This window comes from Sphingomonas faeni (assembly GCF_024273235.1).
In the GTDB taxonomy this organism is placed as follows: Bacteria; Pseudomonadota; Alphaproteobacteria; order Sphingomonadales; family Sphingomonadaceae; genus Sphingomonas; species Sphingomonas faeni_A.
In genome coordinates, this window is sequence record NZ_JANBVH010000041.1 from 1 (window position 1) to 26,721 (window position 26,721).

Consider the following 26,721-nt stretch of genomic DNA (forward strand, 5'->3'; position numbering starts at 1 on the left):
CAGCACCAACTGCCTGAACGATTTGCGACAGTCCTCCGGACGCTTATGGACAAGCGTGAGGCCCGAGAGGGCGACGACGACCGATCACTTGCGCTCGCCGCTCTCAACGTTCCTTTGATGCGCGAAGGATTTGAAGGATATTACGGCGAAGATAGTATGTTCTACGTCCGTCATATTGAGACGAGAACGGTTTCGGCACCGGTCAACCTATACCGCCCTCTCACGCCCGCCGAGCTAGAGAAGCGCAATATGCTCATCGCCTATCTCGATCGCTGCTCGGAAGATGAATTGATCGAGGAAGTCTTGCTGCCGATGTTCCGCCACTTTGGTTACCAGCGGATTACGAGCGTCGGCCATAAGGACAAAGCGCTAGAATATGGCAAAGACGTGTGGATGCGGTTCAAGCTGCCCACTGAACATACCATCTATTTCGGAATTCAGGCAAAGAAGGGCAAGCTCGACTCGGCAGGCGCCACCAAGGGCTCGAACGCGAACGTGGCAGAAATCTACCAGCAAATCCTGATGATGCTGGGGCACGAGGTCTTCGACAGCGACACCAACCGCAGGGCTCTCGTCGATCACGCCTTCATAGTTGCGGGCGGCGAGATCACGAAGGCTGCCCGTAATTGGCTTGGCGGGGTCCTAGACAAATCCCAGCGTAGTCAGATCCTTTTCATGGACCGCGAACACATCCTAAATTTGTACACCGGCCATCGCCTGGATTTGCCGGCCGCTGCAGCGCCGAAAAAGGCTGATTGCTGGTTCACAGAGGAAGATGAAGTTCCCTTCTGACCGCTGTTGGCCAGGCGTTGTGAAAGGCTCAATCCGGGGCTCGTGCTCTGAATCTTTTAGATCCGGAAGAGGTACGGCTCTTTGGAAGGGCGCTTTGCAGACGGGCCGCTTTCCTTCCCATGCCGGACATAAAGTCTTTTGCATTTAAACTCTCGAGCGCAGCGGCGGCCGCTAACCCGCGACCGCCGCCAAACCCTCAGCTATGCAGGAAGTGCATCACGTCGCCGTCCTGCACGACGTACGCCTTGCCTTCCGCGCGCAGCTTGCCTGCCTCGCGCGCCTTCGATTCGCCGCCGAGCGCGATGAAGTCGTCGAACGCGATCGTCTCGGCGCGGATGAAGCCCTTTTCGAAATCGCCGTGGATCTCGCCCGCCGCCTGCGGTGCGGTGGCGCCCTCGTGGACGGTCCAGGCGCGCGCTTCCTTGGGGCCGACCGTGAAGAAGGTCAGCAGGTGGAGCAGCTTGTACCCGGCGGTGATGACCCGCGCGAGGCCGGTCTCCTCCAGCCCCAGCTCACCAAGAAACTCGCCGCGATCTTCCGCGGGCATCGTCGCGATTTCCGCCTCGATCGCCGCCGACACCACGACCGCCTCGGCGCCTTCGGCCTTCGCCTTCTCGAACACCCGCGCCGACAGCGCATTGCCGTTCGCCGCATCGCCCTCGTCGACGTTGCACACGTACAGCACGGGTTTCGCGGTCAGCAACTGAGCCTGTGCGAACACCCGCGCCTCGTCCTCGTCCTTCGGCACGGTCAGCCGCGCGGGCTTGCCTTCGCGGAGCAATTCGAGCGCCTGGCCGAGCACGGCGGCACCGATCTTGGCCTCCTTGTCGCCCTGCATGCCCTTCTTGGCGAGGTTCGGCACGCGCTTCTCGAGGCTTTCGAGATCGCTCAGCATGAGCTCGGTGTCGACCGTTTCGGCGTCGGCGATCGGATCGACCTTGTTGTCGACATGCGTCACGTCGCCATTCTCGAAGCAGCGCAGCACGTGCACGATCGCGTCGACCTCGCGGATGTTGCCCAGGAACTGGTTGCCGAGCCCTTCGCCCTTCGACGCCCCGCGCACGAGGCCGGCGATGTCGACGAAGCCCAATTGCGTCTCGATGATCTTCTGCGATCCGGCGATCTTCGCCAGCGCGTCGAGCCGCTTGTCGGGCACGCCGACATTACCGACGTTCGGCTCGATCGTGCAGAACGGGTAGTTCGCCGCCTGCGCCGCGGCCGTCTCGGTCAGCGCGTTGAAGAGAGTGGACTTGCCGACGTTCGGCAGCCCCACGATGCCGCAGCGAAAACCCATGATATGCCCTTGGTATAAGAATGTGCGGGCGCTTTAGGCGACGCGAGGCCGGAAGGCCAGTGGAGGCCGCGTACGCAGCCGCGTTTCCAACCTGCTCCCCTCCCTGAAAGGGAGGGGCTGGGGGTGGGTAGGCCAGCTCGAGCCGCAACCGTTCCACGATCCGGAGACCGACCCACCCCCGACCCCTCCCTTCCAGGGAGGGGAGAAGCGCCGGGCCCGCGAAACAACCTACTCCCCCCTGATCGACGCACTCGATCGCCGCAGTGCAGCAAAATAATCATACCGCTCGGTAGAGAACTCGCAGCTCACCCGTTACAAGGGACGTCTCTCCCAGATACTCCAGGAATTCCATGACCACGACCGCCCACGGCTACGCCGCGCAATCCCCCGAAACACCGCTCGCACCCTTCTCGTTCGAGCGCCGCGAGCCCGGCAAGACCGACGTCGCGATCGACATCGCGTTCTGCGGCGTCTGCCATTCCGACCTCCACACCGCCAAGGGCGAATGGGAAGGCACGCTCTACCCTTGCGTCCCGGGCCACGAGATCGTCGGCCACGTCACCGCGGTCGGCAGCGACGTCACCAAGTTCAAGGTCGGCGACGTCGTCGGCGTAGGCTGCATGGTCGACAGCTGCGGGCACTGCGCATCGTGCAAAGACGGCGAAGAGCAATATTGCGAGACGACCGGTATGGTCGGCACCTATAACGGCCCCGATCCCGTCCTCGGCGGCCACACTTTCGGCGGCTATTCGGACAAGATCGTCGTCGACGAGGGCTTCGTCCTGAAGGTGTCGCATCCCGAAGCCGATCTCGCCGCGGTTGCGCCGTTGCTGTGCGCCGGCATCACGACGTACTCGCCGCTCAAGCACTGGAAGGTCGGTCCCGGCCAGAAGGTCGGCATCGTCGGTCTCGGCGGTCTCGGCCACATGGGCGTCAAGATCGCCAACGCGATGGGCGCCGAGGTCTATGTCTTCTCGACCTCGCCCAACAAGCGCGACGATGCCAAGCGTCTCGGCGCGAAGGACCTGATCGTGTCGAAGGACGAAGCCGCGATGGCCGAACACGCCAACAGCTTCGACTTCATCCTGAACACCGTCGCGGCGAGCCACAACCTCGACACGTTCACCGCATTGCTCAAGCGCGACGGCACGATGACTTTGGTCGGCGTTCCCGAGCACGCGCATCCGTCGCCCTCGGTCGGCAACCTCATCTTCAAGCGCCGCGCGATCGCCGGCTCGCTGATCGGCGGCATCGCCGAGACGCAGGAGATGCTCGATTTTTGTAACGAGCATGGCCTGGTATCGGACATCGAGATGATCCGCATGGACGAGATCGAACCGTCGTATCAGCGCATGGTGAAGAGCGACGTAAAGTACCGCTTCGTCATCGACATGGCGACGATGAAGACGGCCTGATCGGGCGGGGGGCGGCGCTAACCGAGTGCCGCCCCTTTCGATAAAACCCCGTTCTCCTGCGAACGCAGGAGCCCAGGGTCGGGAACGTCGCACTATGTAATCCTGGGTTCCTGCGTTCGCAGAAAAACGGGAGGTCAGGCAGGGAACTACCCGTCCCAATCACCACCGATAATTGAAGCTAATACTAATCCGCTCACCCTTGGCAGCATTCGGCACGACCTCATGCCTGAGCCAGCTCTCCCACAGGAACACACTCCCCGGCTTAGGCTCGGCATACACGAACGTCCGCAGATCCTCCGGCGCATCCTCCAGCCGGGTCGGCGCCGCCATCATCATCGGCAACCGCGGATCCTCCAGCTTCAGCGCGCCCGCGCCCTCCGGAATCGCCACATACATCGTGCCCGACACGACGCTATGCGGATGGATATGCCCAGAATGCGCGCCCCCCGGTTTCAGGACGTTCACCCAGAAGCTGTCGAGCTTCAACTTCCGCCCGCCAAGATCGAACGCACAGTCCTTCACGAACTGCGCGACATGCTTGTTCAGCAACCGCACCAGATCCCCGAACCGCGGATCGCGCAACGGCAAGTCGTTCAACGACGCATAGGACGTATACCCGCGATACCCATGCGCCTTGGACCAGGCGATCCCCGCCCGATCCGCCTTCGCCAACTCGCGCGCGGCGTCCTCGAGTTCCTCGACCAGATCGTCGTCCCCGAGATCGGCCTCGTAGAACCGCGTGGCAAACAGGGAACGGGTGGTCATGGCTGCATCCTCAACGCGACATCGTTCATGAAGCGGACGTCGTCGCCCTCCGCCAGCCACTTCGCCTCCGCCGCCACCGCGCCCAGCATGTCGCTCAGCGGCTCGATTTCGGCCTTGGCATAATTGCCGAGCACATAGCCGGTCACGCGATCCTTGTGCCCCGGATGCCCGATTCCCAGCCGCACGCGGCGAAAATCCGGCCCCAGATGCTGGTCGGTCGAGCGCAGCCCGTTATGCCCCGCGGTCCCGCCGCCGGTCTTCACCTTTACGCGGAACGGCGCGATGTCGAGCTCGTCATGGAACACCGTCAGCGCCTCGACGCCGAGCTTGTAGAAGCGCAGCGCCTCGCCGATCGCGCGGCCGCTCTCGTTCATGAAGGTCGCAGGCTTCAGCAGCAGGATCTTCTCCGCGCCGATCCGGCCCTCCTGCGTCCAGCCCTGGAACTGCTTCTTGACCGGACCGAAGCCGTGCACCTCGGCGATCGCGTCGGCGACCATGAACCCGACATTGTGCCGGTGCATCGCATATTGCGCCCCCGGATTGCCGAGTCCCGCCCAGATCTGCACGTGTGATTCTCCAAAAGACCGCGTCGGCTACTTAACCGTGTTCTCCTGCGAACGCAGGAGCCCAGGGTAACGGGCGACACCGCTGCTTGATCCTGGACCCCCGCGTTCGCGAGGGGACCGCAGATAAAAACGAAACGGGTGGGAAAGCCCTAGCTTTCCCACCCGCCCGCTTACGTCGAAACATCATCCGAAGACGAAGAAGATCAGTCCTTCTTCTGCGGCGTGATCTTGTCGTCGTGGTTGTCGTCGTCGTTCGGCTCGACCGGGGTCTCTTCCTCGGCAGCAGCTTCGGCAGCCTGGGCTTCGGCGACTTCGGCCTCGAGGATTTCGTCCTCGACGGTCGGCACGGTCGGCGGCACGATCGTCGCGATCGCGAAGTCGCGGTCGTCGATCGCGGGCACAGCACCCTTGGGCAGCTTCACGTCGCTGATGTGGATCGAATCACCGATCTCCAGACCGGCGAGCGAAATCGTGATCTCGCTCGGGATGTCCGAAGCGTCGACGACCAGCTCGATCTCGTGGCGCGTGATGTTGAGGACACCCTTGCCCTTCTTGATGCCCGGCGCGTCGTCTTCGTCGGTGAACACGACAGGAACCGCGACCGTCACGGTCGAGTGCGCACCGATGCGCAGGAAGTCGACATGGATCGGGCGGTCGGTGACCGGGTGGAACGAGACGTCCTTCGGCAGCGTGCGCACGCCGTTGACCATCACGACGGAATTCATGAAGTGGCCGGTCATCAGCGCCTTCATCAGCGCCTTTTCCTCGAGATGAACCGAGGTGGGTTCCTTGTTCAGGCCGTAGATCACGGCAGGCACGCGGCCATCACGACGCAGCGCCCGGGAGGCTCCCTTGCCAACCCGGTCACGCGTCTCGGCTGCGAGCGTCAACTGGTCGCTCATCTATATTCTCCGAAACTCGTTTGTTGTCCTTCCCGCCCACGCCTCCAGGGATGACCATGGACCGGAAGCGCGGGCGCATAGCGGAAGTGAGGGAGGAAAACAATGCCCGCGTAGACGGGCATAGTATCCGTGGATGGCTGCGCTACGGTGAGGGCGCTGGCAATCGTGCCAGTTCTCAGGGAGCAAAACTATGACGTTTGGTAATGTCTGTGTTCTGCTTCTGGTGCTGTTCGCCTTTGCGACCTTGATTTTGAAGGTCGTCGAGACGGCACGCTGGAAGTAGCGCAACGGGCGGGGGGTGCGCGGCAACGTGCCCCCCAAACGATTGAACCCCCGCCACGGCAATGGCGAGGGTTCGTATCTCAAGGTATAAACCATGACATTTGGTTCGATCTATATACGCCTGATTCCTTGATCGATCAATAACCGACGGCGCGACTCAATACTTTACCCGCTCCGCCTTAACCCCAAGCTTCGCCAGTTGCGCCTGAACGCTATCGGCCCCCGCCAGATGCCCGGCCCCAACCGCCACGAACACAGTCCCCGGCGTCTTCATCCGATTGGCAACCCACTCAGCCCAGCGCGCATTGCGATCCACCAGCAACACCTTCGCCACCTCCGGCGAGTCCTTCAAACTATCGTTCATCTCGCGCGCCAAAGCCTCGGGATCCCCCTTCGCCCACTCGTCCACCATCGTCGCCATCGTCGTCTCCAGCTTGGGCAACTCGTCGATCGTGCTCCCCAGGAACTGCAACTGCGCGGTCTGCGACAATCCCCCGAAATACCCCAGCTGCTGCTCCGCCGTCTCCAGACCCATAACCGGCTTCCCCGCAGCCTTGGCCGCCGCGGTAATCACCTGCTCGGGCCCGTTCGCCGCATCATACCCCAGCTTGGACAAGGGCGCGACCGACAGGTTCGTCGCGGCCAGCCAAGGCTTGAACCGATCGAACGCATTCGCCGGCAATCCCAGATCCGTCACCGCCTTAGCATACGCCGCGCGCTTGTCCGCCGGCAGCTGCTCGGTCAGCGTCGGCCCGTCCTTCGACACCCCCGTCGCCATCACCAGCGACTGCATCTTTGCCGGATCCGGCATCACCAGCTCCAGCACCACCTGCTGCGACCGATCGAACGCGGTCTTCACCGCCTCGTCGAACCACGTCATGCCGGGCTTCAACACATGGATCGTCCCGAACAGGTAGATCGTCGTGTCCTTGTCCTTCACCACCCACAGTGCCGGATCGGCATCGTTAGCGGCCTGAGCCGGCGTCTGGGCGACCTGCGCACAGGCGGGCAAGGCGAATGCCATGGCGATGGCGGACAGCGCGGACCGGAACGAGGCGATCTTCGAAAACAGCTTCAAGGGGAGGGCATCCTTACCGTGAGTTCGCCCCCATGTAGGAGCGCAGACCGCAACGCACCACTTGCCTCCCGCACCCCCATCCGCCAAAGCCCGCGCGTGACCCAGCCTTTAAGCTTCCAGCGCATGATCCTCACGCTCCACGACTATTGGAGCGAGCACGGGTGCCTGATCCTGCAGCCCTACGACATGGAAATGGGCGCCGGCACCTTCCACACCGCCACGACGCTCCGCGCGCTCGGCCCGAAACCGTGGAACGCCGCGTTCGTCCAGCCGTGCCGCCGCCCCACCGACGGCCGCTACGGCGAGAACCCCAACCGCCTCCAGCATTACTATCAATACCAGGTCATCCTGAAACCGAGCCCAGCCAACCTCCAGGAACTCTACTTGGGGTCGCTCGCGGCGATCGGCATCGACATGCTGAAGCACGACATCCGCTTCGTCGAGGACGACTGGGAAAGCCCGACGCTTGGCGCCTGGGGTCTCGGCTGGGAAGTCTGGTGCGACGGCATGGAAGTGACCCAGTTCACCTATTTCCAGCAGATGGGGGGCTTCGACATGAAGCCCGTCGCCGGCGAACTCACCTACGGGCTCGAGCGCCTGGCGATGTACATCCAGGACAAGGACTCGGTCTACGACCTCGCGTTCAACGACGCCGGCGTGACCTACGGCGACGTGTTCCTGGAGAACGAGCAGGAGATGTCGAAGTGGAACTTCGAGATCGCCGACACGGACTCGCTGTTCGACCAGTTCCGCAAGCACGTCGCCGAATGCGAGAACTCGCTAGCCGCCAAGCTCCCGATCCCAGCCTACGAACAGGCCATCAAAGCCAGCCACATCTTCAACCTGTTGCAAGCCCGAGGCGTAATCTCGGTAGCCGAACGCCAAGCCTACATGGGCCGCGTCCGAGACCTAGCCAAAGGCGCCTGCGCCGCCTGGATGGACAAACACGGATGGGCAGCATGATGCGCCCCCGCAGCGCCGCAGGCCTGAATCAATCCTTCTTATCTCTTCGCGCCTTTGCGCCTTCGCGTGAGAAAATCTTGTTCACGCAAAGGCGCGATGGCGCGAAGATGGAGCGTTCCGCGTGACCGACTTCCTCCTAGAACTCCGCTCAGAAGAAATCCCGGCACGGATGCAAGCGCGTGCGCGCGAAGATTTGTCGAAGCTGTTCACCGCCGAGCTGGCCAAGGCCGGCATCGCGACCAGCGACATCGTCACCTACGCGACCCCGCGCCGCCTGACGCTGATCGCCCGCGACCTGCCGCTCGAGACCGCCGCCGTCTCCGAGGAAACCAAGGGCCCCAAGACCTCCGCGCCGCCCCAGGCGCTCGAAGGCTTCCTCCGCAAAACCGGCCTAACCCGCGAGCAACTAATCGACCGCAACGGCACGCTGTTCGCGGTCACCGAGAAGCCCGGCCGCGCCACCGCCGCCGTGCTCGCCGACGCGATCCCCGCGATCGTCCGCGCGTTCCCGTGGCCCAAGTCTATGCGCTGGGGCGACGCCTCCGCCAGCACCGAGTCGCTCCGCTGGGTCCGCCCGCTGCAAGGCATAATCGCGCTGCTCGGCGAAGAGATCGTGCCGTTCGCAATCGCCGGCATCGCCAGCGGCGCCGCCACGCTCGGCCACCGCTTCCACCACCCGTACCAGATCACGATCGGCGGCGCGCACGACTATGTCGAGAAGCTGCGCGCCTGCCACGTCATCGTCGACCACGACGAACGCGCCACGCTGATCCGCGACCACGCCCGCGAAGCCGCCGCGCAGGCCGGGCTCGAACTCATCGAGGACGAGGGCCTCGTCGCCGAGAATGCCGGGCTGACGGAATGGCCGATTCCCCTGCTAGGCCAGTTCGACCCCGCGTTTCTCGACGTGCCCCCCGAGGTGATCCAGCTCACGGCCCGCGTGAACCAGAAATATTTCGTCTGCCGCGGGGCCGACGGAAAGCTCGCCAACGCGTTCGTCTGTACCGCTAACATCGCCGCGCACGACGGCGGCGCGAAGATCGTCGAGGGCAACCGCAAGGTCCTCGCCGCGCGGTTATCTGATGCGAAGTTCTTCTACGACACCGATCTCAAGGTCCCGCTCGAAGAGCAGGCCGAGAAGCTGTCGAAGATCGTCTTCCACGAAAAGCTCGGCACGGTAGCCGACAAGGTCGACCGCGTAGCCAAGCTGGCGCGGTGGCTGGTAGAAGAGGGAATAATCCTCCCCGGAACGGGGAGGGGGACCAGCGAAGCTGGTGGAGGGGGGGCGCCACGAAGCGCAACGCCCGCGGAGAACCCCCTCCACCCTCAGCCTACGGCTGACGGTCCCCCTCCCCTTGCAGGGGAGGAATTAGCAGACCTAGCAGAACGCGCAGCCCGCCTCGCAAAGGCAGACCTCGTCACCGGCATGGTCGGCGAGTTCCCCGAGCTACAAGGCCTGATGGGCGGCTACTACGCCGCCGCGCAGGGCGAGCACCCATCCGTCGCCACCGCCATCCGCGACCACTACAAGCCGGTCGGCCAAGGCGACGACGTCCCCACCGACCCGGTAACGGTCGCGGTAAGCTTGGCGGACAAGCTGGATAGCCTGTTTTCGTTTTTCGCGGTTGGCGAAAAGCCGACCGGCTCAAAAGACCCCTTTGCTCTGCGTCGTGCTGTGCTCAGCGTGATTGCGCTCGTAATCGAAAATGATCTGCGCCTGCCGCTTAATTCCGCGTTCGCTTTCGGCAACAGTTTGGTGGGTAGAACGCTCGCGAGCATGAGTATCTCAACCTATCCGTTGGCTCTGCGGTCGTTCGAAGATGAATATTTTGAAGCGCTAGATGCTGGTCAACCCTTTGAACGCATGCCTGATTTGACGTATTTTTCGTCCTATCACGATCGGCAGTTCGATCCGGCCATCTCCGCGGTAATCGACCAGTTTCGGTCTGCATTGGCATCGCCGAAAGTGGAAGCATCTGGTCTCCTCGACTTCTTCGCCGACCGCCTCAAAGTCCAGCAACGCGAAGCCGGCGTCCGTCACGACCTGATCGATGCGGTGTTCGCGCTCGGTGGCGAGGACGATCTCGTCCGCCTGCTCGCGCGCGTCCATGCGCTCCAGGCGTTCGTGACCACCGAGGACGGCGCGAACCTGCTCGCCGGCTACAAGCGCGCCGCCAATATCCTCAAGAAGGAAGCCCCTTCTGCTCCCATCCCTGAAAGGGAGGGGCCGGGGGTGGGTAGCCCTCGTGGGAATGCCGCGCCCGCCTCGGACCGACCCACCCCCAACCCCTCCCTTCCAGGGAGGGGCGAAGAGGAATCGCTGTCCTACACCCCCGAACCGGCAGAGACCGCGCTGATGACCGCGCTCGACTCCGCCGAACCCCGCGCCACCGCCGCGATCACGCGCGAGGACTTCGCCGCAGCCATGGCCGCGCTCGCCTCGCTCCGGGCGCCGATCGACGCGTTCTTTGATAGCGTTATCGTCAACGATCCCGATCCCGCCAAGCGCTCCGCCCGTCTCGCGCTACTTGAGCGTGTTCGCGCCGCAGTGCACAACGTCGCAGATTTTTCGAGAATTGAGGGCTAAGTGGACGCGGTGCGGTCGCCTAGGTGAGGGCCGGGGGCAATGCCCAAGACCCTTCCCAGCGTCTGCACTTCCTATACTTCACTTTTGCCCTGCCAACAAAAACAAGCACTTAGAGGACCCGCGATGACCCAATATGTGTACCGCTTCGGCGGCGGTGTTTCGGATGGCGGCAAGGGCGACAAGAACCTGCTGGGCGGCAAGGGCGCGAACCTCGCCGAGATGGCGTCGATCGGCCTGCCGGTCCCGCCGGGCTTCACGATCTCGACCGATTTCTGCGCGGTCTATTACGACGAGGGCGGCCAGTTCCCGCAAAGCCTGCGCGACGAGGTCGGCACCGGCCTCGCGCACATCGAGGGCGTCACCGGCAAGAAGTTCGGCGACCCCGCAGACCCGCTGCTCGTCTCCGTCCGGAGCGGCGCGCGCGCATCGATGCCGGGGATGATGGACACCGTCCTCAATCTCGGCCTCAACGACCAGACCGTCGAGGGCCTCGCCGCCAAGTCCGAGGACGCGCGCTTCGCGTGGGACAGCTATCGCCGCTTCATCCAGATGTACGCCGACGTCGTCCTCGAACTCGATCACGGCGCATTCGAGGAAGCGCTGGAGATCGCCAAGGAAGACCAGGGCTTCACGCTCGACACCGAACTCTCCGCCGACGACCTGCGCAAACTCGTCGCGGAGTATAAGGGCCTCGTCGAGAAGCTCTGGGGCAAGCCCTTCCCGCAAGACGTCCACGACCAGCTCTGGGGCGCGGTCGGCGCGGTGTTCGGCTCGTGGCAGTCCGAGCGCGCGAAGGTGTATCGCCGCCTCAACGACATCCCCGGTGGCTGGGGCACCGCGGTCAACATCCAGGCGATGGTGTTCGGCAACATGGGCGACACGTCGGCGACCGGCGTCGCGTTCACGCGCGACCCGTCCAAGGGCGACCGCGCCTATTACGGCGAGTTCCTGATCAATGCGCAGGGCGAGGACGTCGTCGCCGGCATCCGCACGCCGCAGTATCTCACCAAGACCGCGCGCGAAGACGCCGGCGCCAAGGCGTCGTCGATGGAAGAGGCGATGCCCGAGGTCTATCACCAGCTCGCCGACGTGTTCGACACGCTCGAAAACCACTATCGCGACATGCAGGACATCGAGTTCACGGTCGAGAAGACCAAGCTCTGGATGCTCCAGACCCGCGCCGGCAAGCGCACCGCCAAGGCCGCGCTCAAGATCGCCGTCGATATGGCGAACGAAGGCCTCATCACCCGCGAGGAAGCGATCCTGCGCGTCGAGCCGATGGCGCTCGACCAGCTGCTCCACCCGACGCTCGATCCGAAAGCGCACCGCGACGTGCTCACCAAGGGCCTCCCCGCTTCGCCGGGTGCAGCCTCGGGCGCAGTGGTGTTCGACGCCGATGCCGCCGAGAAGAAAGCCGCAGACGGCGTCGCGGTCATCCTCGTCCGGACCGAGACTTCGCCCGACGACATCCACGGCATGCACGCGGCAAAGGGCATCCTCACCGCGCGCGGCGGGATGACGAGCCACGCGGCCGTCGTCGCCCGTGGCATGGGACGCCCCTGCGTTTCGGGTGCCGGCACGCTCTCCATCGACGCCAAGGCGAAGATCATGCGCTGCGGCGGCCGTGAGGTGAAGGAGGGCGACCTGCTCACCATCGACGGCACCACCGGCGAAGTGATGATCGGCGCGGTCGCCACGGTTCAGCCCGAGCTGTCCGGCGATTTCGCCACCCTGATGGTGTGGGCCGACGAGGTCCGCCGCCTGAAGGTCCGCGCCAACGCCGAGACGCCGGAAGATTGCCGCGTCGCCCGCGAGTTCGGCGCCGAGGGTGTCGGTCTCTGCCGCACCGAGCATATGTTCTTCGAGAGCAGCCGCATTACCAACGTCCGCCAGATGATTCTGGCTTCGGACGAGAAGGGGCGCCGCGCCGCTTTGGAGAAGCTGCTCCCCGAACAGCGTAAGGATTTCACCGAGATCCTCGAGGTCATGGCCGGCCTGCCGGTGACGATCCGCCTGCTCGATCCGCCGCTCCACGAATTCCTCCCGCACGAGGAATCCGAATTTGCCGAAGTCGCGACCGCAGCGGGCGTCGATGTCGACACCTTGAAGCGTCGCGCGGCGGAGTTGCACGAGTTCAACCCAATGCTCGGCCACCGCGGCTGCCGTCTCGGCGTCACCTACCCCGAGATCTACGAGATGCAGGCCCGCGCCATCTTCGAGGCGGCGGTCGACGTCGCCGAGAAGTCCGGTGCGGCCCCGATCCCCGAAGTCATGATCCCGCTGGTCGCCACTCGCCGCGAGCTGGAGCTGATGAAGGCCGTCGTCGACAAGGCCGCGCAAGCCGTGTTCGCCGAGAAGGGCCGCACGATCGAGTATCTCGTCGGCACGATGATCGAACTCCCCCGCGCAGCCCTCCGCGCCGGCGAGATCGCGGAAGTCGGCGAGTTCTTCTCGTTCGGCACCAACGACCTGACGCAGACCACTTTGGGCGTCAGCCGCGACGACGCCTCGCGCTTCCTGGGCGCGTATGTCGAGCAGGGCATCTACGCCAAGGACCCGTTCGTCAGCATCGACGTCGAAGGCGTCGGCGAACTGATCGAGATAGCCGCCGAACGTGGCCGCAAGACGCGCGAGGGCATCAAGCTCGGCATCTGCGGCGAACACGGCGGCGACCCGGCGAGCATCGCGTTCTGCGAAAAGGTAGGGTTGGATTACGTGTCGGCCAGCCCCTACCGCGTTCCGATCGCGCGGTTGGCGGCAGCACAAGCAGCGCTGTCGAAGAAGTAATACGGAACTAGAATAGCACCACCCCGGCCTTCGCCGGGGTGGAACGAACAAAAGAATGTTTCCCCGCGAAGGCGGGGACCCAGACTGGGCTCCCGCCTTCGCGGGAGAACAAGGAAGCAGGGGCCGAACTCAAAAAGTCAGCCCCCCTACACCTCACCGACGCGGCTCGAAATCGAACCAACCCCGCTTCGTCCCATCTGCATTATACGCCGGCCGAGCATAAGCCGGCCGCGCCGAAGACAGCGCCCCGGACCGCGCCGCATCAACAACCGGACGCTGCTCGACAACCGGCGCCGCAACCGGAGCCGCCTCAGCCGCCTTCACCAACCGAGCATTCTCCCGCTCGGCCTCGACCGCCCGCTTCTCCGCCGCAGCAGCCCGAACATCGCCATCCTTCTTCACCGAAGCATGCGCGTCCCGCTCCGCCAGATAGCGCGCCTTCCACTTCTTGCCCCCCGGATGGCTTGCCAATCCGAACAGCCAGCCGGCAACGAAAACCAGCGCAAGCGCCGCGAACTGCGTAGGTGTGGAAAACAACGGCATCGTCAAAACCCTCCTGTTACGGGAGCTCAACGATCAGGCCGCCCGGCGGTTGCTTACGTCTTCAACAGCGCATCGGAGATCGAACACGCCGCCGGCCCCAGGATGACGACGAACAGGACGGGGAGGATGAACAGGATCAGCGGGATGGTCATGATCGCCGGCAACCGCGCCGCCTTCTCCTCGGCCCGCATCATCCGCTCGTTGCGGAATTCCCCCGACAGCACACGCAGCGCAGAGGCCAGCGGCGTGCCGTATTTCTCGGTCTGGATCATCGTCGTGACGACCCCCTTCACCGCATCCAGCTTCACCCGCATCGCCAGGTTTTCGAACGCCTGGCGTCGATCCGTCAGGAACCCCAGTTCGATCGCGGTCAGCGTGAACTCCTCGCCAAGCTCGGGATACGCCCGCCCCAGCTCCCGCGCGACGCGGTGGAACGCCGCATCGACGGTGAGCCCCGCCTCCGCGCAGATCACCAGCAGATCGAGCGCATCGGGAAGTCCTTTCCGGATCGCATCCGAGCGCTTCTTGATCTTGTTGTCGAGATACAGGTCCGGCGCCTTGTAGCTCAGGATGAAGGTCATCGCGACGAGCCCGTATTTCTTCAGCGGACCCCAGGTCGCAAAGCCGTCGGTGCCATACACCCAGTACAGCATGCCCCCGCCCAGCACGATCGGCAGCACGAGACGCCCGAAAATCACCGCCGGCGCCCATTCCTTCGACCGGATGCCGGCCTGCATCAGCTTCAGCTGGACCGCCTTGACCTGGCTGTCCTGGAGCATCTTCATCGACGACAGCATGCCGCGCATCTTGTCCGCGGTGTCGTTGCGCTGGACCAGCTTGGCGCGCCGCTTGGTCGAGGCGGTGATGCCCGCCTTCAGCTGCTCGCGGCGATCGTTGAGCGCCTTGACGCGCTTGGTCATCGGATCGCTGACCGTGGTCGCGGCGTAGATCGCGACCATCACCGCGAACGCGGCAATGCCCGACAGGATCGTCGCGACCAATAATACGTCGAATCCGAGCAGGGTAGGTCCGGCGGTCGTGCCCATCATTGCGTCCCTAGATCTCGAAGCTGATCATCTTGGACATGATGAAGGCGCCGATCGCCATCCACACCATGCCGCCCATGCCGATCGCCATCAGTCGCTCGTCGATGAAGAAGTTCTGCATATACTTGCCGTTGATGACCCAGATCATCCCGAACACGATGAACGGCAGCGCACCGATGATGTAGGCGGACGCCTTGGACTCCGACGACATCGCCTTGATCTTCAGTTTCATCTGGCCGCGCTGGCGCAGCACGTGCGACAGGTTCGCCAGCGTCTCCGCCAGATTGCCGCCGGTCTCGCGCTGGATCGCGATGGTGATCACGAAGAACTGGAATTCGGGCGTGCCGAGCCGGTCCGCGGTATCCTGGAGCGCGGCGTCCATCGTCCGGCCGATCTTCATCTTGTCGCTGACCGCGCGGAATTCCTCGCCGACCGGACCATCGACCTCGTGACCGACCACCCCGATCGTCTCGCTGATCGGCAAACCCGAGCGCAGGCCGCGTACCAGCAGGTCGATCGCGTCGGGAAACTTCGCGGTGAACTTGCCGATCCGGCGCGCGATCGTCTTGCTCACGATGAAATGCGGCAGTCCGACCCCGACGAACAGGCCGAACAGCAACGCGAGCAAGATCGGCAGACCCTTCAGCAGCATCAGCATCGCGACGACCAGCGTGATGCCGGCCGTCGCAATGCCGTATTGCCCGACGGTCCAGGTCTTGCCCGTCATCGCCAAGCGCTTGGCAAGCTGGACCGGATTGGGCAGGATCCGCGTGAAGGCGAGGTCCATCTTGGTGTCGCGGTTGGCCGATATGCCCCGCAACTGCGCTTCGGCGGCAACCATCGGATCGCCGTGGCGCAGACGCACCGCAGCGATACGACGCGATTGCGCACGTTCCGCGGAGGGACCCGCAAACGCGAAAACGATCATCCCCAGCACGATCGACGCACCGAGAAATACCATGAGGAACGGCATCATCGCCACCGCGCCCTAACGCCCACTGCGCGTTGGGGAACGAACGAGTCCCGCGCCGCTCACTTGGCCTTGGCCTTTACGGCCCGCGTCGGGATCAACCCCTTCAGGTCCCCGAACTTGCCGAGCAGCGACTTGCCCTTCGGCTTCGCGGCACCGTCGGCACCGTCCGTCACGGCGGAGGCCAGCATGGTCGTCAGCGCGACGATCGGTGCGATGGTCTTCGACGTCTTGCCGACTTCGACTATCGGCTTGCCGAGCTTGGCCGCCTGGGCCGCCAGCTTCTGGTCGAACGGTACCAGGTAATCGATCTTGCGCTCGATCGAACCCTCGAAATCCTTGCGGCTGATCTCGAGCTGGCCGCCGGCGTGCATCCGGTTGGCCAGCACGAACAGCTGCGTCTGCGGCGCGTTCGTCTTCATCCACGACAGGATGCGGATCGTGTCGCGTGCCGACGCCAGCGTCAGTTCGGTGACGATCACGCCGAGTTGGACGTCGCTGGTCAACTGCGGATGCTGGATCAACATCGTCCGTGGCAGATCGACGACGGTGCATTCGAACGCGGTCCGCATTTCCTCCTGCAACAGCGCGAACGCAGCCCCATCGGTGACGAGCGGCGCGTTGATCGGTGCCTCCGCCGACAGCACCGACAGCTTTTCGGACGCCTTGACCATCGCGCGTTCGATGAACAGGCCGTCGATGCGGCTCGGATTGTCGATCGCGTCGGTCAGGCCGCGCCCGGGCTCCAGGTCGAGGCTGAGCGCGCCCGTGCCGAAATGCACGTCGAGGTCGAGCAAGGCGGTCGCGCGCCGTTCCTTCTCCGCCAGCAGCCAGGCGATCGACGTCGCGATCGTCGAGGCGCCGACGCCGCCGCGCGTGCCGATCACCGCGACCGAGCAATGCGGTCGATCGGTCGATATCTCGACATGTTTCGGCGCGTTCAGCAAAGCCTGCGCATGGCCGAACGCCTCGCGCAGCATTTCCGGATGCAGGGGCTTCAGCAGGTAATCCTGGATCCCGCTGGACACCAGATCCCGGTACAGCCGGACGTCGTTCACCTGCCCCGCCGCGATCACCATCGTGCCGGGCTCGCACACTTCGGCGAGCGCGTTGATGTCGTTCAGCGGGTCACCCGATTCTGCCAGGTCGACGAACAGGATTTGCGGTGACGCGGACACCGACAGCGACTGGATCGCGTTGCGCAGGCCACCCTTGTTGATCTTCTCGACGGACCAGCCGAACTCGGTGACGACCGGGCGCAGCGCCTCGGCGGTCAGTTCGTCGCAGACATAGGCGGTGAACGGTTCGCGGTTCGCGATCGAGCCGGGTTTCCAGGGCGCGTTCATCACTTTGCTCCCGTCGGGGCGGCGGTCAGCTCGCCGGCACCGGTCGGCGCCTTCTTGCGATAGGTATCGATCGCCTTGTACGACACCGCCGCATCGACGGTGCCGGTACCGGGCGCCCCTCGGACGAGGTCGGCGGGGTTGGCGACCATCGCCGCGAGGTTGCGGTTGATCGCGCAGCCATAGTTGGACGACGTGTTGGCGGTCAGGTCGTTGGTCGAATCGCGCGACCAGTCGGGGCAGTGCGGGACGTCGGCCCGCATCCTGCTGACCACGACGCGGATCGATCCGGGAGTCAGCGGCGCAGGCGTGGCCGGCGCATCGACACTCAGCAACAGGCCATATTGCGCCACCACGGCGGCCACGTCGGCACGCGCCTGCGGGGCTTCAGCCGCGGGGTCGTCGATCGCGATCCGGTCGCCATAGCCGAGGCGCATCGTCGTCATCCATGCGGCCAGCCGCTGCTGTTCGCCCCGCGCGAGCGCACCGCCGCTAACGCCCAGGTCGATCGCATAGTCGGACCGGCTGACGATCGGCTGATGGACCGATTCGAGACCGCGATTCTCGGTCCCCATGCAGCCACCGAGCAGCAGTGCAGGGACGAGGGATGCTAGGATCAATTTGCTGATCATCGGAAATCCTTGGTGCGTAAGGCGCAAGCCGGTCGAATGGGCCATCTCAGTTCGAGAAGCCGGGCGCGGGCAGGGCGCCGTTGCCGGCCCGGGCGGCCGATCTGGTCTTTACGGGCGGCGCGATATCGTCCTCGTTGCGGCGGACGTCGCCGCGCGGCAGCGGCAGGATCGGGGCTGCCGCACCGACCGTTGGCCGTGCGTAGGGGGATGGCGCAACCGTCGGCACCGGCCGCTTGCCACCGTCGCTCGCGCTCAACGTGCCCCGCAGCACCCGGTCGAGATCGGTCGGCGCACGCGCACCATCGGTCGGCAGCGCGATGTCACTCGCGTTGTTGACCGGCTTCACCAGATACGGCGTGATGACGATGACCAGTTCGGTCTCGTTGCGCTGGAACGCGTTGGACCGGAACAGCGCGCCGATGACCGGCAGGTTCGAAAGTCCGGGGGTCTTGTCGTACGAGTTATTGTGGCTGTTCGACAGCAGGCCGCTGATCATCATGCTCTGGCCCGAACCGAGCTCTACGGTCGTCTCGGTACGGCGGGTAGTAAGCCCTGGGACACGCGTGCTGTTCATCGTCACGGCGTTCGAATAATCGAGTTGCGAAACCTCGGGGCGAACCCGCAGCGAGATACGGCCATCCGACAGCACCGTCGGCGTGTAGGCTAGGCTGACGCCGTATTGCTTATACTCGATCGAGACCGTGCCGAGCGCCTGCGCCAGCGGGATCGGTATCTCGCCGCCCGCCAGGAACGTACCCGTCTCACCCGACAAGGCCGTCAGGTTCGGGTTGGCGAGCGTGGTCACCTGACCGATCGTCTCACCCAGGTCGATCGCGCCGATGAGATCGAGCCCAAGCAGCTTGCCGGCAAGACCGAAGGTAGAGCCTAGCGTCGATTGCGTGACACCGCTTTGAGAAGGGGTGGTGAAGCCGGTCGACAGCGTGCCGCCTGGAAGGAATTGCGTGCTGGCGCCGCGGCCTTGGGCAACGCCGAATTTGAAGCCGCCCGTACCGTCCCTGCTTTGTACGTTCACGCCGATGTTCTTGATGAAACTCCGGGTGACTTCGGCGATTCGCACCTGAAGGTTGACCTGCAGCGGCGTCGCGGTCTTCAGGCGCGACAGGACCTTGGTCGTATCCCCCACGAACGCCTGCACCAGTCGCTCGGCTTCGGCGGCGTCCTCTGGTGCGGCGACCGTGCCCGTCAGCAGGATCAGGCCGTTCATCGGCGTGGCGACGACCTGTGCCTCGGGCATCGCCAGCCCGAGCATCTGCTGGACCGAATCGAGATTGTTGCCGACCCGGACGGTCGCCGCGTAGACGACCGCGCCGCCCTTCGTCGTTGCCGAGATCGTCGTCTCTCCGGTCTTCTTGCCGAACACGTACAGCTGGGTCGGCGACCGGACCTGGACATCGGCGATCGTGTCGTCGGCGACGAACAGGTCGGTCATCGGCCGTGCCAGCGTCACCAGTCGGCCGCGTCCGGTGTTGATCTGCACGACCGGTGCGCCTGCCGGCATCGCCGCAGGCGACCGCGGCTGCGCCAGGGCCGGCGCGGAGGGGGCGGCGCTTGCCGCAGCCAGCGCGACGGCCAAGGGCCATCCGAGCGACGTCATCGCGATACGCATGTCAGTTCTTCCCCCCGACCGGCACGACGGTCATTGCATTGCCGCGCGCGATCCGCACCACCGGGCCCTGGACGACGGCTGCACCGCCAGCCTGCGACATGACTGGCCCGCCCTGCATCACGGCCCCGCCGCGGCTGCTGTCCGCCGGCTTGCCCGGCACCGTGCTGCGCTGATACCGCGAGACATCGGCGCCGGTCTGGTAGCTAGACCGGCCCGCCGATGGCTGGCTCGCGACCCGTGCGAGCATCGCCTTCTCGGCCTTCGGATCATTGCCCTCGGGCACCTTGACGGCACCCGACGCAATGGCCTCTTCCAGCTCTGCGGTATTGTCCGCGATCGAGCGCAGCGACAGCGACAGCGATCCGAGCGTCTGCGCCAGCGCCACCTGCTCGGCCATCTTGGGCGTCGCCTCGATCGTCACGTTGGAAAAGGTCTGGACCTTGGTCTTGCCGTCCTCGCCGACCAGATTGTCGGTCCGCTGGTCGGTCGCCAGCACGCGGATATTGCGCATGATGGTCTCGGACACCTTGAGCGGCTCGCCGTCGCCACCGCCGGCCACCGCCTGCGTCAGGACGAGATCGATCCGGTCGCCGGGAAATACGAAGCCCGCGACCGCGGCTTGTGCCGAGACCGGAACCGTGACGGCGCGCATGCCCGGGCCCAGCGCTGCGGCCAGGAAGCCACGGTCGCCGGGCTTTACCAGCGCGCCCTGCGTGACCGGCTGCCCGGCGGTGATGATGCTGCGCACCACCGTGCCCTGCAGCGACTGGAGGTTGGTCTTGTCCCGAAGATAATAGGCGTTGTCGACCAGCTCCTTCGGCCAGGGCTGGAACTTCAGCGCCGTCGCATCCAGGATCGTGCCGACCGGCAGCGAACGGGTCGCGACCAGCACCTCGGGGCCGTCCACGACCGGCGCGGCCATCACGACCGCACCGGCTTGAGGTGCCGAACTGCCGGCGATCAACGATCTTGCAAATAACGCCGTGATGGCTGCGACTATAAGCGCGCCAACCAGCAATATGATCTTGCGACTATCCATGACTAGTTCGTGCCTTTCAGGCGCCGGTATTTCGCTTCGGCATTAATCATGATTGAAACTGATTAAGGAGTGGTTCGCGCAGCGCGAGAAGGCCGGCGAATGCTATCGCCACACCGTAGGGCACTTCGATCTGTCCTGCATTTTTCTTCAGGGTGCGCTCGATCATCATGACGATCGTGACGACACCGCCGGCGATCGACATCACCATCAGCATCGACAGGAAGGCCGGGAACGGCAGCCACAGCGCCAGTGCGACGATCAGCTTGACGTCGCCGCCGCCCATCATCCCGAAGTGGAAGGCGACCAGGAATACCGCGAACACCGCCAGCGCGCCGCAGATCTGCAACGCCATGTCGGGCCAGACATCGAGGCCGTTGGCATACCACCAGACAGGGGCCAGCAGCGCGACCGCGGCGTTCTTCCAGTTCGCGATCTCGCGCGTCCGGGCATCCTCGATTCCCGCGGACACGAGCAGTCCGCCGAGCACGAAAATCAAAATTGGCAGAGCAATATTCCATCCCATCGGCTAGGCCCTAACGAAGATGGCTTTCGAAAAAGTAACCGTCCCGAGCGAATTCCTCGACAATTCCGCGCGCTATGCGGGGGATGAGGCTGCCGCTGCGGTTCGGCGGACGATTCCGGCGGGTGCCCGCACCGGCTATTGGGCCGCACCCGATGGCTGGAAGCTGCGCCGCTTCGACTGGCCCGCGGCGACCCCGCGCGGCCGATTGCTGTTCCAGACCGGCCGCGGCGATATTTTCGAAAAGTATCTGGAGACGTTCGCGCACCTCCATGCGCAGGGCTGGTCGGTCACCGCGTTCGACTGGCGCGGGCAGGGGGGCTCGGGGCGGTTGTCGCCGGACCCGCATGTTGGTCATGTCGGCGACTACGGTATCTACGATTCGGATCTCGCGGCGTTCTGGGCGGACTGGCGTGCGGAGGGCACTGGCCCGCGAATCGTGCTGGGGCATTCGATGGGCGGCATGATGGTCGTGCGTGCGCTTGCGGCCCGGTCGATCGATCCCGACGCGGCTATCCTCGTCGCGCCGATGATCGGGCTGAAATCGCCGATCCCCGCGCGTATCGCAGCCCGGGTGGCGCAGTGGATCGCGGGACGCGGTGACCCGATGCGCGCTGCGTGGCGCGGCAACGAACGGCCGGGGGCGCTCGCATCGCGCCGATCGCTGCTGACGCATGACGAGGAACGCTATGCCGACGAGCGCTGGTGGCAGGATCGGCATCCCGACCTGGTGCTCGGACCGCCGAGCTGGACCTGGCTCGCGCACGGGTTTGCCGGCGCCGCCGCGCTGGCGTCGGATCCGCGGGTCGAGACGATCGCAACGCCGGTGCTGATGCTGATCGCCGACGCCGACAAGCTGGTCGATCCGCGCGCGGCGTTGCGGCTCGGTGCGCGCCTGCCCGACGCGCAGATCGTCCGGTTCGGCCCCGAATCGGCGCACGAGATCCTGCGCGAGGCGGACGGCGTGCGCGACCGTGCGCTGGCCGCGATCGATTCGTTCCTGGCGGCCGTCGTGCCCGCACGTCCGTGAAGCCGGTCTACGATATCGCGATCGTCGGCGCGGGCATGGCGGGTGCCAGCCTCGCTGCCGCGATCGGGTCGCGCGCCGGCGTGCTCGTGCTCGAGGCGGAGGACTCACCCGGCTACCACGCCACCGGCCGCTCGGCCGCGTTCTGGTCGGAGACCTATGGCGGCCCCGATATCCAGCCGCTCACCACCGCCTCCGGACCATTTCTCCAGGCTGGCGGACATCTCGCGCCACTCGGTTCGGTCCACATCGGTCGTGCCGAGGACGAGGCCGCGATGGAAGCGTTCCTCGCCGAGTTCGCGGACAGCGACGTCGTCCTCGAGAGAGTCGATCCGGCCGCGTTCGTACCCGGTCTCCGCCCCGAATGGACGCTCGGCATCCAGGAGGCGAGCTGCGCCTATATCGACGTCGCCGCGCTCCATGCCGAGAGCATCGCCACCGCGCGTCGTGCCGGTGCAGACTTCGTCACCGACGCGGCGTTCGTCGGCGCGGTGCGCGTCGCCGGTGTCTGGACCATCGACACGAAGGCCGGTACTTTCCAGGCGCGCACGCTCGTCAATGCAGCGGGCGCCTGGGCGGACACCGTCGCGGTGCGCGCGTCCGTCCGTCCGCTCGGCCTGACCGCCTATCGCCGGACGATGGTGCAGCTTCGTACCGAGCCCGGCGCCCCCGAGGGCCTCCCGCATATCGCCGACATCGCCGGGCGCTTCTATTTCAAGCCCGAGCCCGGCGGCCGCCTCTGGCTCAGCCCGCACGACGAGACCCCAACCGACCCGTGCGACGCCGCACCCGAGGAGATCGACGTCGCGATCGCGGTCGACCGGTTCGAGCATGTCGTCGACTGGCGGGTCGCCGCGGTCGAGCGGAGCTGGGCGGGCCTGCGCACCTTCGCGCCCGATCGCCTGCCGATCTACGGCTTCGACCGCGACGTGCCCGGTTTCTTCTGGTGTGCAGGCCAAGGCGGCTTCGGCATCCAGACCGCCCCCGCCGCCGCGTTGCTCGCCGCCAGCCTCGTGCTCGGCACGTCCCCCGACCCGGCGGTCGCGGCGATCGACCCGGCACGCTATTCACCCGATCGGTTTTGCGTTAGCCTGCGACCTCCTTTCACCGAGGGATAGTCGATATGGCGCACAAGTTCGTGATCGAGCAGAACAAGGCCGGCGAGTACGTCGCCAAGTTCAAGTACAACAGCGAAGTCATGTTCTGGACCGAGGGCTATTCGAGCAAGGCCGGCGCCAGGAACGCTATCGAGTCGATTCTGAAGAACGGCCCCGCCGCGCCGGTCGAGGAACCTTGACCGGATCGCAGGGGCGCCGCGCTTCCATGAGCTAAACGAGGTCTAGCGGCGCCCCGCCGCCACCGCGGCATCGCTCGCCAGCTTGTCCGCGCGCTCGTTCTCCGGGTGGCCGGCATGGCCCTTGACCCATTGCCACTCGATCTTGTGCCGCGCCACCGCGGCCAGCAGCGCGTGCCACAGTTCGGCGTTCTTCACCGGCTTCTTGTCGGCGGTCTTCCAGCCGTTGCGCTGCCAGCCTTTCACCCACTTGGTCAGGCCGTCCATCACGTATTTGCTGTCGGTGTACAGTGTCACCGCGCACGGCCGCGTCAGCACGTTGAGCGCCTCGATCGCCGCGGTCATCTCCATCCGATTGTTGGTCGTGGGCGTCTCGCCGCCCGATAATTCCTTCTCGTGCGCGCCCATGCGGATCACCGCACCCCAGCCGCCCGGCCCCGGATTGCCCTTGCACGCGCCGTCGGTGAAGATCTCGACCTTCGTCATGGTCGGGGCAGCTACGTCGTCAGTCATGCGAATAGATCGTCCTTGCGATACGCCTCGAACCGCCGCCAATACGCCAGCGGATCCTTGCGCGTCACCAGCGCATCCGCCGGCGTGTTGAGCCAATCCCATGCGCGCGTCGCCAGGAAGCGAAGGCACGCCCCCTGCGCCAGCACCGGCAGCGCGGCACGTTCGGCCGAAGAGAGCGGATGCCGATCGACATATCCCGCGACCAGCGCCTTGCCGACCCCGGCGTCATAGCCCTCGCCCTGCGCATCGAACGCCCAGGCGCTGTGCAGGATCGCCAGGTCGTAGGCGCGGATATCGGTGCAGGCGAAATAGAAGTCGATCAGCCCCGTCACCCGGTCGCCGAGCATCAGCACATTGTCGGGAAACAGATCGGCGTGGATGACGCTGCGCGGCAGGTCGTTCGGCCAGGCTGCGACGACCGCATCTGCCGCCGTGCTCACCGTATCGAACAGTCCCGGCTCGATCGCATCCAGATCGCGGCCACATTTCGAGAGCAGGGCGCGCCAACCGTCGGGGCCCAGCGTATTCGGCCGCACGCCATCGAAGCCGGCGAGGCTGACGTGCATCGCCCCCATCGCGGCACCGGCCGCATACGCCTGCGCTTCGGTCGGATGCGACACCGAAACCCCGGTCAGGAACTCGATCAGGCACGCCGGCCGCCCGCAAAGCTCGTGGATCAGCACACCGCTGCGGTCGGGCAGCGCACGCGGCACCGGGTTGCCGTCGACCGCGAGATGATCGAGCATCGCCATGAAGAACGGCAGGTCGTCTGCCGACACGCGCTTTTCATATAGCGTCAGGATGAACCGCCCGGTCGTCGTATCGACCAGGTAATTGCTGTTCTCCACCCCCTCGGCGATGCCCTTGGCCGAGACCAGTTCGCCGTGATCGAACTTGGCGAGGAACGCGCCCAGCGCCTCCGCCGACACCTGCGTATAGACCGCCATGCTAGGCAGCCGCCTCCAGCCCGCGGGGCAGCTTGAACGCGATCGTCTCGCGGTTGGTCTCGACTTCGCGCTCGGTCACGGCGTAGCGCTCCGACAACCGATCGACGAGTTCGCGCACCAGCAGTTCCGGCGCGGACGCGCCCGCGGTGATCCCCAGCGCGGCGACGCCGGCGAGGAAATCCCAATCGAGTTCGCTCGCCCGCTGGATCAGCATCGCCGGCGTACCCTCGCGCTCGGCGACCTCGACGAGGCGCACCGAGTTGGACGAGTTCGGCGCACCGATCACCAGCACCGCATCGACGCTATGCGCGATCGCCTTGACCGCGGTCTGGCGGTTTGAGGTCGCGTAGCAGATGTCCTCGCCCCGCGGCGGCAGCATCTGCGGAAATCGGCGCTGCAACGTCGCCACCACCGCGGCGGTATCGTCCACCGACAGCGTCGTCTGCGTCAGGAAGGCGAGGTTCGACGGATCGGCGGGTGCGAACACCTCGGCGTCCTCGACCGTTTCGATCAGCGACATCGAGCCTTGCGGCACCTGTCCGAACGTACCGATCACCTCCGGATGCCCGGCATGGCCGATGAACACGATATGCCGCCCGGCCGCGACCAGCCGCTCGGCCTGGCGGTGGACCTTCGACACCAGGGGGCAGGTCGCATCGAGATATTCCAGCCCGCGCGATTCGGCATTGGCCGGCACCGATTTCGGTACGCCGTGCGCGGAGAACACGACCGGGGCGCCATCCGGCACCTCGTCCAGTTCCTCGACGAAGATCGCGCCCTGCGCCTTCAGCGTGTCGACGACGAACTTGTTGTGGACGATCTCGTGGCGGACATAGACCGGGGCGCCATGCTTCTCGATCGCCAGTTCGACGATCCGGATGGCGCGGTCCACGCCGGCGCAAAAGCCTCGGGGTGCTGCGATCAACAGTTCGAGCGGCGGCTTGTCGATTGGGCTCATGATGCGCCTGCCTCTACGCGATTGCTTGCCTGGACGATAGCCGGTTCCTATGGTGCGCCGCGACAGGGGCCGCTTGCGACATGCGGTGGCCCTTTCGCTCGTTCGAGAAGGTAAGCGTCGCCGTGAAAGCCCCCATCCTAGCCGTTTCGGCGTGTGCGATCCTCCTGACCGGTTGCGCCGGCAAGGGCGAAATCGATGCGACCGGCGGCATTTCCGCGGTCCGTTCGGTCTGCCCGGCGGTCGCCATCCCGGCAGCGACCGGCGACATCACCTTGTTCGATCCGGCCACCAGCCGCGACCAGTCGGCGATCGACGTTGCCGCGCTGATGACCAATGTCCGCTCGACCTGTGCCGACGCGACCGACCAGGTCGTCACCAGCGTCACCTTCGACATTCGCGCCCGCCGCAGCCGTACCGAGGGCGCACGCGACGTCACCCTGCCATACTTTATCACGGTAGTCCGCGGCGGCACCGCCGTCGTCGCCAAGCGCATCGGTCGCGTCGCACTGCACTTCGATGCGGGCCAGGCTCTCGCATCGGCTTCGGCGACCGCATCGGCGACGGTGGCGCGTTCGGCCGCAACGCTGCCGGACGAGGTGCGGGAGAAGCTGACCCGCAAGCGCAAGCCCGGCGACCAGGACGCAGCGGTCGATCCGCTGAGCACCCCAGAAGTCCGCCAGGCCGTGCTGCGCGCCAGCTTCGAAGCGCTGGTCGGCTTCCAGCTCACCGACGACCAGCTCAAGTATAACGCGACCCGCTAAACGATCTCCCTCTCCCCGGCGGGGAGAGGGAAGGGGCCCGCGGCACTCGCCGTGGGAAGGGTGAGGGGAG

25 protein-coding genes are annotated in these 26,721 nt (G+C 65.3%); 9 read left to right on the plus strand and 16 right to left on the minus strand.

Annotation, left to right across the window (positions count from 1 at the left end; genetic code table 11):
• A partial coding sequence (locus NLI89_RS17900) for a hypothetical protein (protein WP_254688223.1) occupies positions 1-792 on the plus strand: 792 nt, incomplete at its 5' end.
• 196 nt (positions 793-988) lie between these two features.
• Here the strand turns inward: NLI89_RS17900 and ychF are convergent.
• Positions 989-2,086, minus strand: coding sequence for a redox-regulated ATPase YchF (gene ychF, locus NLI89_RS17905; protein WP_187505160.1), 1,098 nt, complete (start codon positions 2,084-2,086; stop codon positions 989-991).
• Between the two features lie 350 nt (positions 2,087-2,436).
• On the opposite strand from ychF, the gene NLI89_RS17910 reads away from it, so the two are divergent.
• Complete coding sequence (locus tag NLI89_RS17910; RefSeq protein ID WP_254688224.1) at positions 2,437-3,501, plus strand: NAD(P)-dependent alcohol dehydrogenase; 1,065 nt, start codon at positions 2,437-2,439, stop codon at positions 3,499-3,501.
• Positions 3,502-3,660: 159 nt separating this feature from the next.
• Here NLI89_RS17910 and NLI89_RS17915 read toward each other — a convergent pair whose 3' ends face one another.
• From NLI89_RS17915 to NLI89_RS17930, 4 genes are all read right to left on the minus strand, one after another.
• The gene (locus tag NLI89_RS17915; RefSeq protein ID WP_254688225.1) at positions 3,661-4,266 is read right to left on the minus strand and encodes a TIGR02466 family protein; all 606 of its coding nucleotides are present in this window, start codon (positions 4,264-4,266) and stop codon (positions 3,661-3,663) included.
• The gene (pth, locus tag NLI89_RS17920; RefSeq protein ID WP_254688226.1) at positions 4,263-4,832 is read right to left on the minus strand and encodes an aminoacyl-tRNA hydrolase; all 570 of its coding nucleotides are present in this window, start codon (positions 4,830-4,832) and stop codon (positions 4,263-4,265) included. The genes NLI89_RS17915 and pth overlap by 4 nt, the downstream gene beginning before the upstream one ends.
• A gap of 203 nt (positions 4,833-5,035) precedes the next feature.
• Positions 5,036-5,734, minus strand: coding sequence for a 50S ribosomal protein L25/general stress protein Ctc (locus NLI89_RS17925; protein ID WP_254688227.1), 699 nt, complete (start codon positions 5,732-5,734; stop codon positions 5,036-5,038).
• Positions 5,735-6,173: 439 nt separating this feature from the next.
• On the minus strand, positions 6,174-7,040 hold the full coding sequence (locus tag NLI89_RS17930; RefSeq protein ID WP_254688249.1) for a TraB/GumN family protein: 867 nt from the start codon (positions 7,038-7,040) through the stop codon (positions 6,174-6,176).
• 177 nt (positions 7,041-7,217) lie between these two features.
• Between NLI89_RS17930 and NLI89_RS17935 the strand changes: the two genes are divergently transcribed.
• The 3 genes from NLI89_RS17935 to ppdK all read left to right on the plus strand — a co-directional run bounded on the left by NLI89_RS17935 (position 7,218) and on the right by ppdK (position 13,431).
• Complete coding sequence (locus NLI89_RS17935; protein WP_093398883.1) at positions 7,218-8,057, plus strand: glycine--tRNA ligase subunit alpha; 840 nt, start codon at positions 7,218-7,220, stop codon at positions 8,055-8,057.
• A 121-nt stretch (positions 8,058-8,178) separates the two neighbouring features.
• The gene (gene glyS, locus NLI89_RS17940) at positions 8,179-10,644 is read left to right on the plus strand and encodes a glycine--tRNA ligase subunit beta (RefSeq protein WP_254688228.1); all 2,466 of its coding nucleotides are present in this window, start codon (positions 8,179-8,181) and stop codon (positions 10,642-10,644) included.
• Positions 10,645-10,767: 123 nt separating this feature from the next.
• Positions 10,768-13,431: a pyruvate, phosphate dikinase gene (gene ppdK, locus NLI89_RS17945; protein ID WP_254688229.1), complete on the plus strand. Its 2,664-nt coding sequence runs from the start codon at positions 10,768-10,770 to the stop codon at positions 13,429-13,431.
• 153 nt (positions 13,432-13,584) lie between these two features.
• Here the strand turns inward: ppdK and NLI89_RS17950 are convergent, their stop codons facing one another.
• Genes NLI89_RS17950 through NLI89_RS17985 form a run of 8 tightly spaced genes read right to left on the minus strand, consistent with a single transcriptional unit; the run spans position 13,585 to position 21,154 of the window.
• Positions 13,585-13,974, minus strand: a complete 390-nt coding sequence (locus NLI89_RS17950) for a hypothetical protein (RefSeq protein ID WP_254688230.1) — start codon at positions 13,972-13,974, stop codon at positions 13,585-13,587.
• 53 nt (positions 13,975-14,027) lie between these two features.
• Complete coding sequence (locus NLI89_RS17955) at positions 14,028-15,023, minus strand: type II secretion system F family protein (RefSeq protein ID WP_439144535.1); 996 nt, start codon at positions 15,021-15,023, stop codon at positions 14,028-14,030.
• 7 nt (positions 15,024-15,030) lie between these two features.
• On the minus strand, positions 15,031-16,002 hold the full coding sequence (locus NLI89_RS17960; RefSeq protein WP_254688231.1) for a type II secretion system F family protein: 972 nt from the start codon (positions 16,000-16,002) through the stop codon (positions 15,031-15,033).
• A gap of 50 nt (positions 16,003-16,052) precedes the next feature.
• The gene (locus NLI89_RS17965) at positions 16,053-17,336 is read right to left on the minus strand and encodes an AAA family ATPase (protein WP_254688232.1); all 1,284 of its coding nucleotides are present in this window, start codon (positions 17,334-17,336) and stop codon (positions 16,053-16,055) included.
• Entirely contained in the window at positions 17,336-17,965 is a 630-nt protein-coding gene (locus NLI89_RS17970; protein WP_254688233.1) for a CpaD family pilus assembly protein, read from the minus strand. The genes NLI89_RS17965 and NLI89_RS17970 overlap by 1 nt, the downstream gene beginning before the upstream one ends.
• Before the next feature lie 46 nt (positions 17,966-18,011).
• On the minus strand, positions 18,012-19,592 hold the full coding sequence (locus NLI89_RS17975; RefSeq protein WP_254688234.1) for a type II and III secretion system protein family protein: 1,581 nt from the start codon (positions 19,590-19,592) through the stop codon (positions 18,012-18,014).
• A 1-nt stretch (position 19,593) separates the two neighbouring features.
• On the minus strand, positions 19,594-20,631 hold the full coding sequence (gene cpaB / locus NLI89_RS17980) for a Flp pilus assembly protein CpaB (RefSeq protein ID WP_254688235.1): 1,038 nt from the start codon (positions 20,629-20,631) through the stop codon (positions 19,594-19,596).
• Between the two features lie 46 nt (positions 20,632-20,677).
• Entirely contained in the window at positions 20,678-21,154 is a 477-nt protein-coding gene (locus NLI89_RS17985; RefSeq protein ID WP_254688236.1) for an A24 family peptidase, read from the minus strand.
• Positions 21,155-21,173: 19 nt separating this feature from the next.
• Between NLI89_RS17985 and NLI89_RS17990 the strand changes: the two genes are divergently transcribed.
• The 3 genes from NLI89_RS17990 to NLI89_RS18000 are packed head-to-tail and all read left to right on the plus strand — an operon-like array spanning position 21,174 to position 23,475.
• The gene (locus NLI89_RS17990; protein ID WP_254688237.1) at positions 21,174-22,181 is read left to right on the plus strand and encodes an alpha/beta fold hydrolase; all 1,008 of its coding nucleotides are present in this window, start codon (positions 21,174-21,176) and stop codon (positions 22,179-22,181) included.
• Positions 22,182-22,216: 35 nt separating this feature from the next.
• On the plus strand, positions 22,217-23,296 hold the full coding sequence (locus tag NLI89_RS17995) for an FAD-dependent oxidoreductase (RefSeq protein ID WP_254688251.1): 1,080 nt from the start codon (positions 22,217-22,219) through the stop codon (positions 23,294-23,296).
• Positions 23,297-23,301: 5 nt separating this feature from the next.
• A complete protein-coding gene (locus tag NLI89_RS18000) occupies positions 23,302-23,475 on the plus strand; it encodes a YegP family protein (RefSeq protein WP_254688238.1) in 174 nt (57 codons plus the stop codon).
• 42 nt (positions 23,476-23,517) lie between these two features.
• Here NLI89_RS18000 and rnhA read toward each other — a convergent pair whose 3' ends face one another.
• From rnhA to ispH, 3 genes are read right to left on the minus strand one after another with little or no spacing between them, the layout of a single operon-like run.
• A complete protein-coding gene (gene rnhA, locus NLI89_RS18005) occupies positions 23,518-23,985 on the minus strand; it encodes a ribonuclease HI (RefSeq protein WP_128455367.1) in 468 nt (155 codons plus the stop codon).
• The gene (gene thrB / locus NLI89_RS18010; protein WP_254688239.1) at positions 23,982-24,932 is read right to left on the minus strand and encodes a homoserine kinase; all 951 of its coding nucleotides are present in this window, start codon (positions 24,930-24,932) and stop codon (positions 23,982-23,984) included. The genes rnhA and thrB overlap by 4 nt, the downstream gene beginning before the upstream one ends.
• Position 24,933: 1 nt before the next feature.
• Positions 24,934-25,890: a 4-hydroxy-3-methylbut-2-enyl diphosphate reductase gene (gene ispH, locus NLI89_RS18015; protein WP_254688240.1), complete on the minus strand. Its 957-nt coding sequence runs from the start codon at positions 25,888-25,890 to the stop codon at positions 24,934-24,936.
• A gap of 158 nt (positions 25,891-26,048) precedes the next feature.
• On the opposite strand from ispH, the gene NLI89_RS18020 reads away from it, so the two are divergent.
• Positions 26,049-26,651, plus strand: coding sequence for a hypothetical protein (locus NLI89_RS18020; protein WP_439144536.1), 603 nt, complete (start codon positions 26,049-26,051; stop codon positions 26,649-26,651).
• The last annotated feature ends 70 nt before the right edge of the window (positions 26,652-26,721 follow it).

Excerpts from the sequence above, each read along its gene's own strand:
- NLI89_RS17950 (WP_254688230.1), bottom strand. The coding sequence starts at position 13,974 with ATGCCGTTGTTTTCCACACCTACGCAGTTCGCGGCGCTTGCGCTGGTT.
- NLI89_RS17965 (WP_254688232.1), bottom strand. The coding sequence starts at position 17,336 with ATGAACGCGCCCTGGAAACCCGGCTCGATCGCGAACCGCGAACCGTTC.
- NLI89_RS17915 (WP_254688225.1), bottom strand. The coding sequence starts at position 4,266 with ATGACCACCCGTTCCCTGTTTGCCACGCGGTTCTACGAGGCCGATCTC.
- ispH (WP_254688240.1), bottom strand. The coding sequence starts at position 25,890 with ATGAGCCCAATCGACAAGCCGCCGCTCGAACTGTTGATCGCAGCACCC.
- NLI89_RS17985 (WP_254688236.1), bottom strand. The coding sequence starts at position 21,154 with ATGGGATGGAATATTGCTCTGCCAATTTTGATTTTCGTGCTCGGCGGA.
- NLI89_RS17955 (WP_439144535.1), bottom strand. The coding sequence starts at position 15,023 with ATGATGGGCACGACCGCCGGACCTACCCTGCTCGGATTCGACGTATTA.
- thrB (WP_254688239.1), bottom strand. The coding sequence starts at position 24,932 with ATGGCGGTCTATACGCAGGTGTCGGCGGAGGCGCTGGGCGCGTTCCTC.
- NLI89_RS17930 (WP_254688249.1), bottom strand. The coding sequence starts at position 7,040 with ATGGCATTCGCCTTGCCCGCCTGTGCGCAGGTCGCCCAGACGCCGGCT.
- NLI89_RS17910 (WP_254688224.1), top strand. The coding sequence starts at position 2,437 with ATGACCACGACCGCCCACGGCTACGCCGCGCAATCCCCCGAAACACCG.
- NLI89_RS17925 (WP_254688227.1), bottom strand. The coding sequence starts at position 5,734 with ATGAGCGACCAGTTGACGCTCGCAGCCGAGACGCGTGACCGGGTTGGC.
- NLI89_RS17995 (WP_254688251.1), top strand. The coding sequence starts at position 22,217 with ATGGCGGGTGCCAGCCTCGCTGCCGCGATCGGGTCGCGCGCCGGCGTG.
- ppdK (WP_254688229.1), top strand. The coding sequence starts at position 10,768 with ATGACCCAATATGTGTACCGCTTCGGCGGCGGTGTTTCGGATGGCGGC.
- NLI89_RS18000 (WP_254688238.1), top strand. The coding sequence starts at position 23,302 with ATGGCGCACAAGTTCGTGATCGAGCAGAACAAGGCCGGCGAGTACGTC.
- NLI89_RS17975 (WP_254688234.1), bottom strand. The coding sequence starts at position 19,592 with ATGCGTATCGCGATGACGTCGCTCGGATGGCCCTTGGCCGTCGCGCTG.
- rnhA (WP_128455367.1), bottom strand. The coding sequence starts at position 23,985 with ATGACTGACGACGTAGCTGCCCCGACCATGACGAAGGTCGAGATCTTC.
- ychF (WP_187505160.1), bottom strand. The coding sequence starts at position 2,086 with ATGGGTTTTCGCTGCGGCATCGTGGGGCTGCCGAACGTCGGCAAGTCC.
- NLI89_RS17935 (WP_093398883.1), top strand. The coding sequence starts at position 7,218 with ATGATCCTCACGCTCCACGACTATTGGAGCGAGCACGGGTGCCTGATC.
- NLI89_RS17970 (WP_254688233.1), bottom strand. The coding sequence starts at position 17,965 with ATGATCAGCAAATTGATCCTAGCATCCCTCGTCCCTGCACTGCTGCTC.
- NLI89_RS17990 (WP_254688237.1), top strand. The coding sequence starts at position 21,174 with ATGGCTTTCGAAAAAGTAACCGTCCCGAGCGAATTCCTCGACAATTCC.
- cpaB (WP_254688235.1), bottom strand. The coding sequence starts at position 20,631 with ATGGATAGTCGCAAGATCATATTGCTGGTTGGCGCGCTTATAGTCGCA.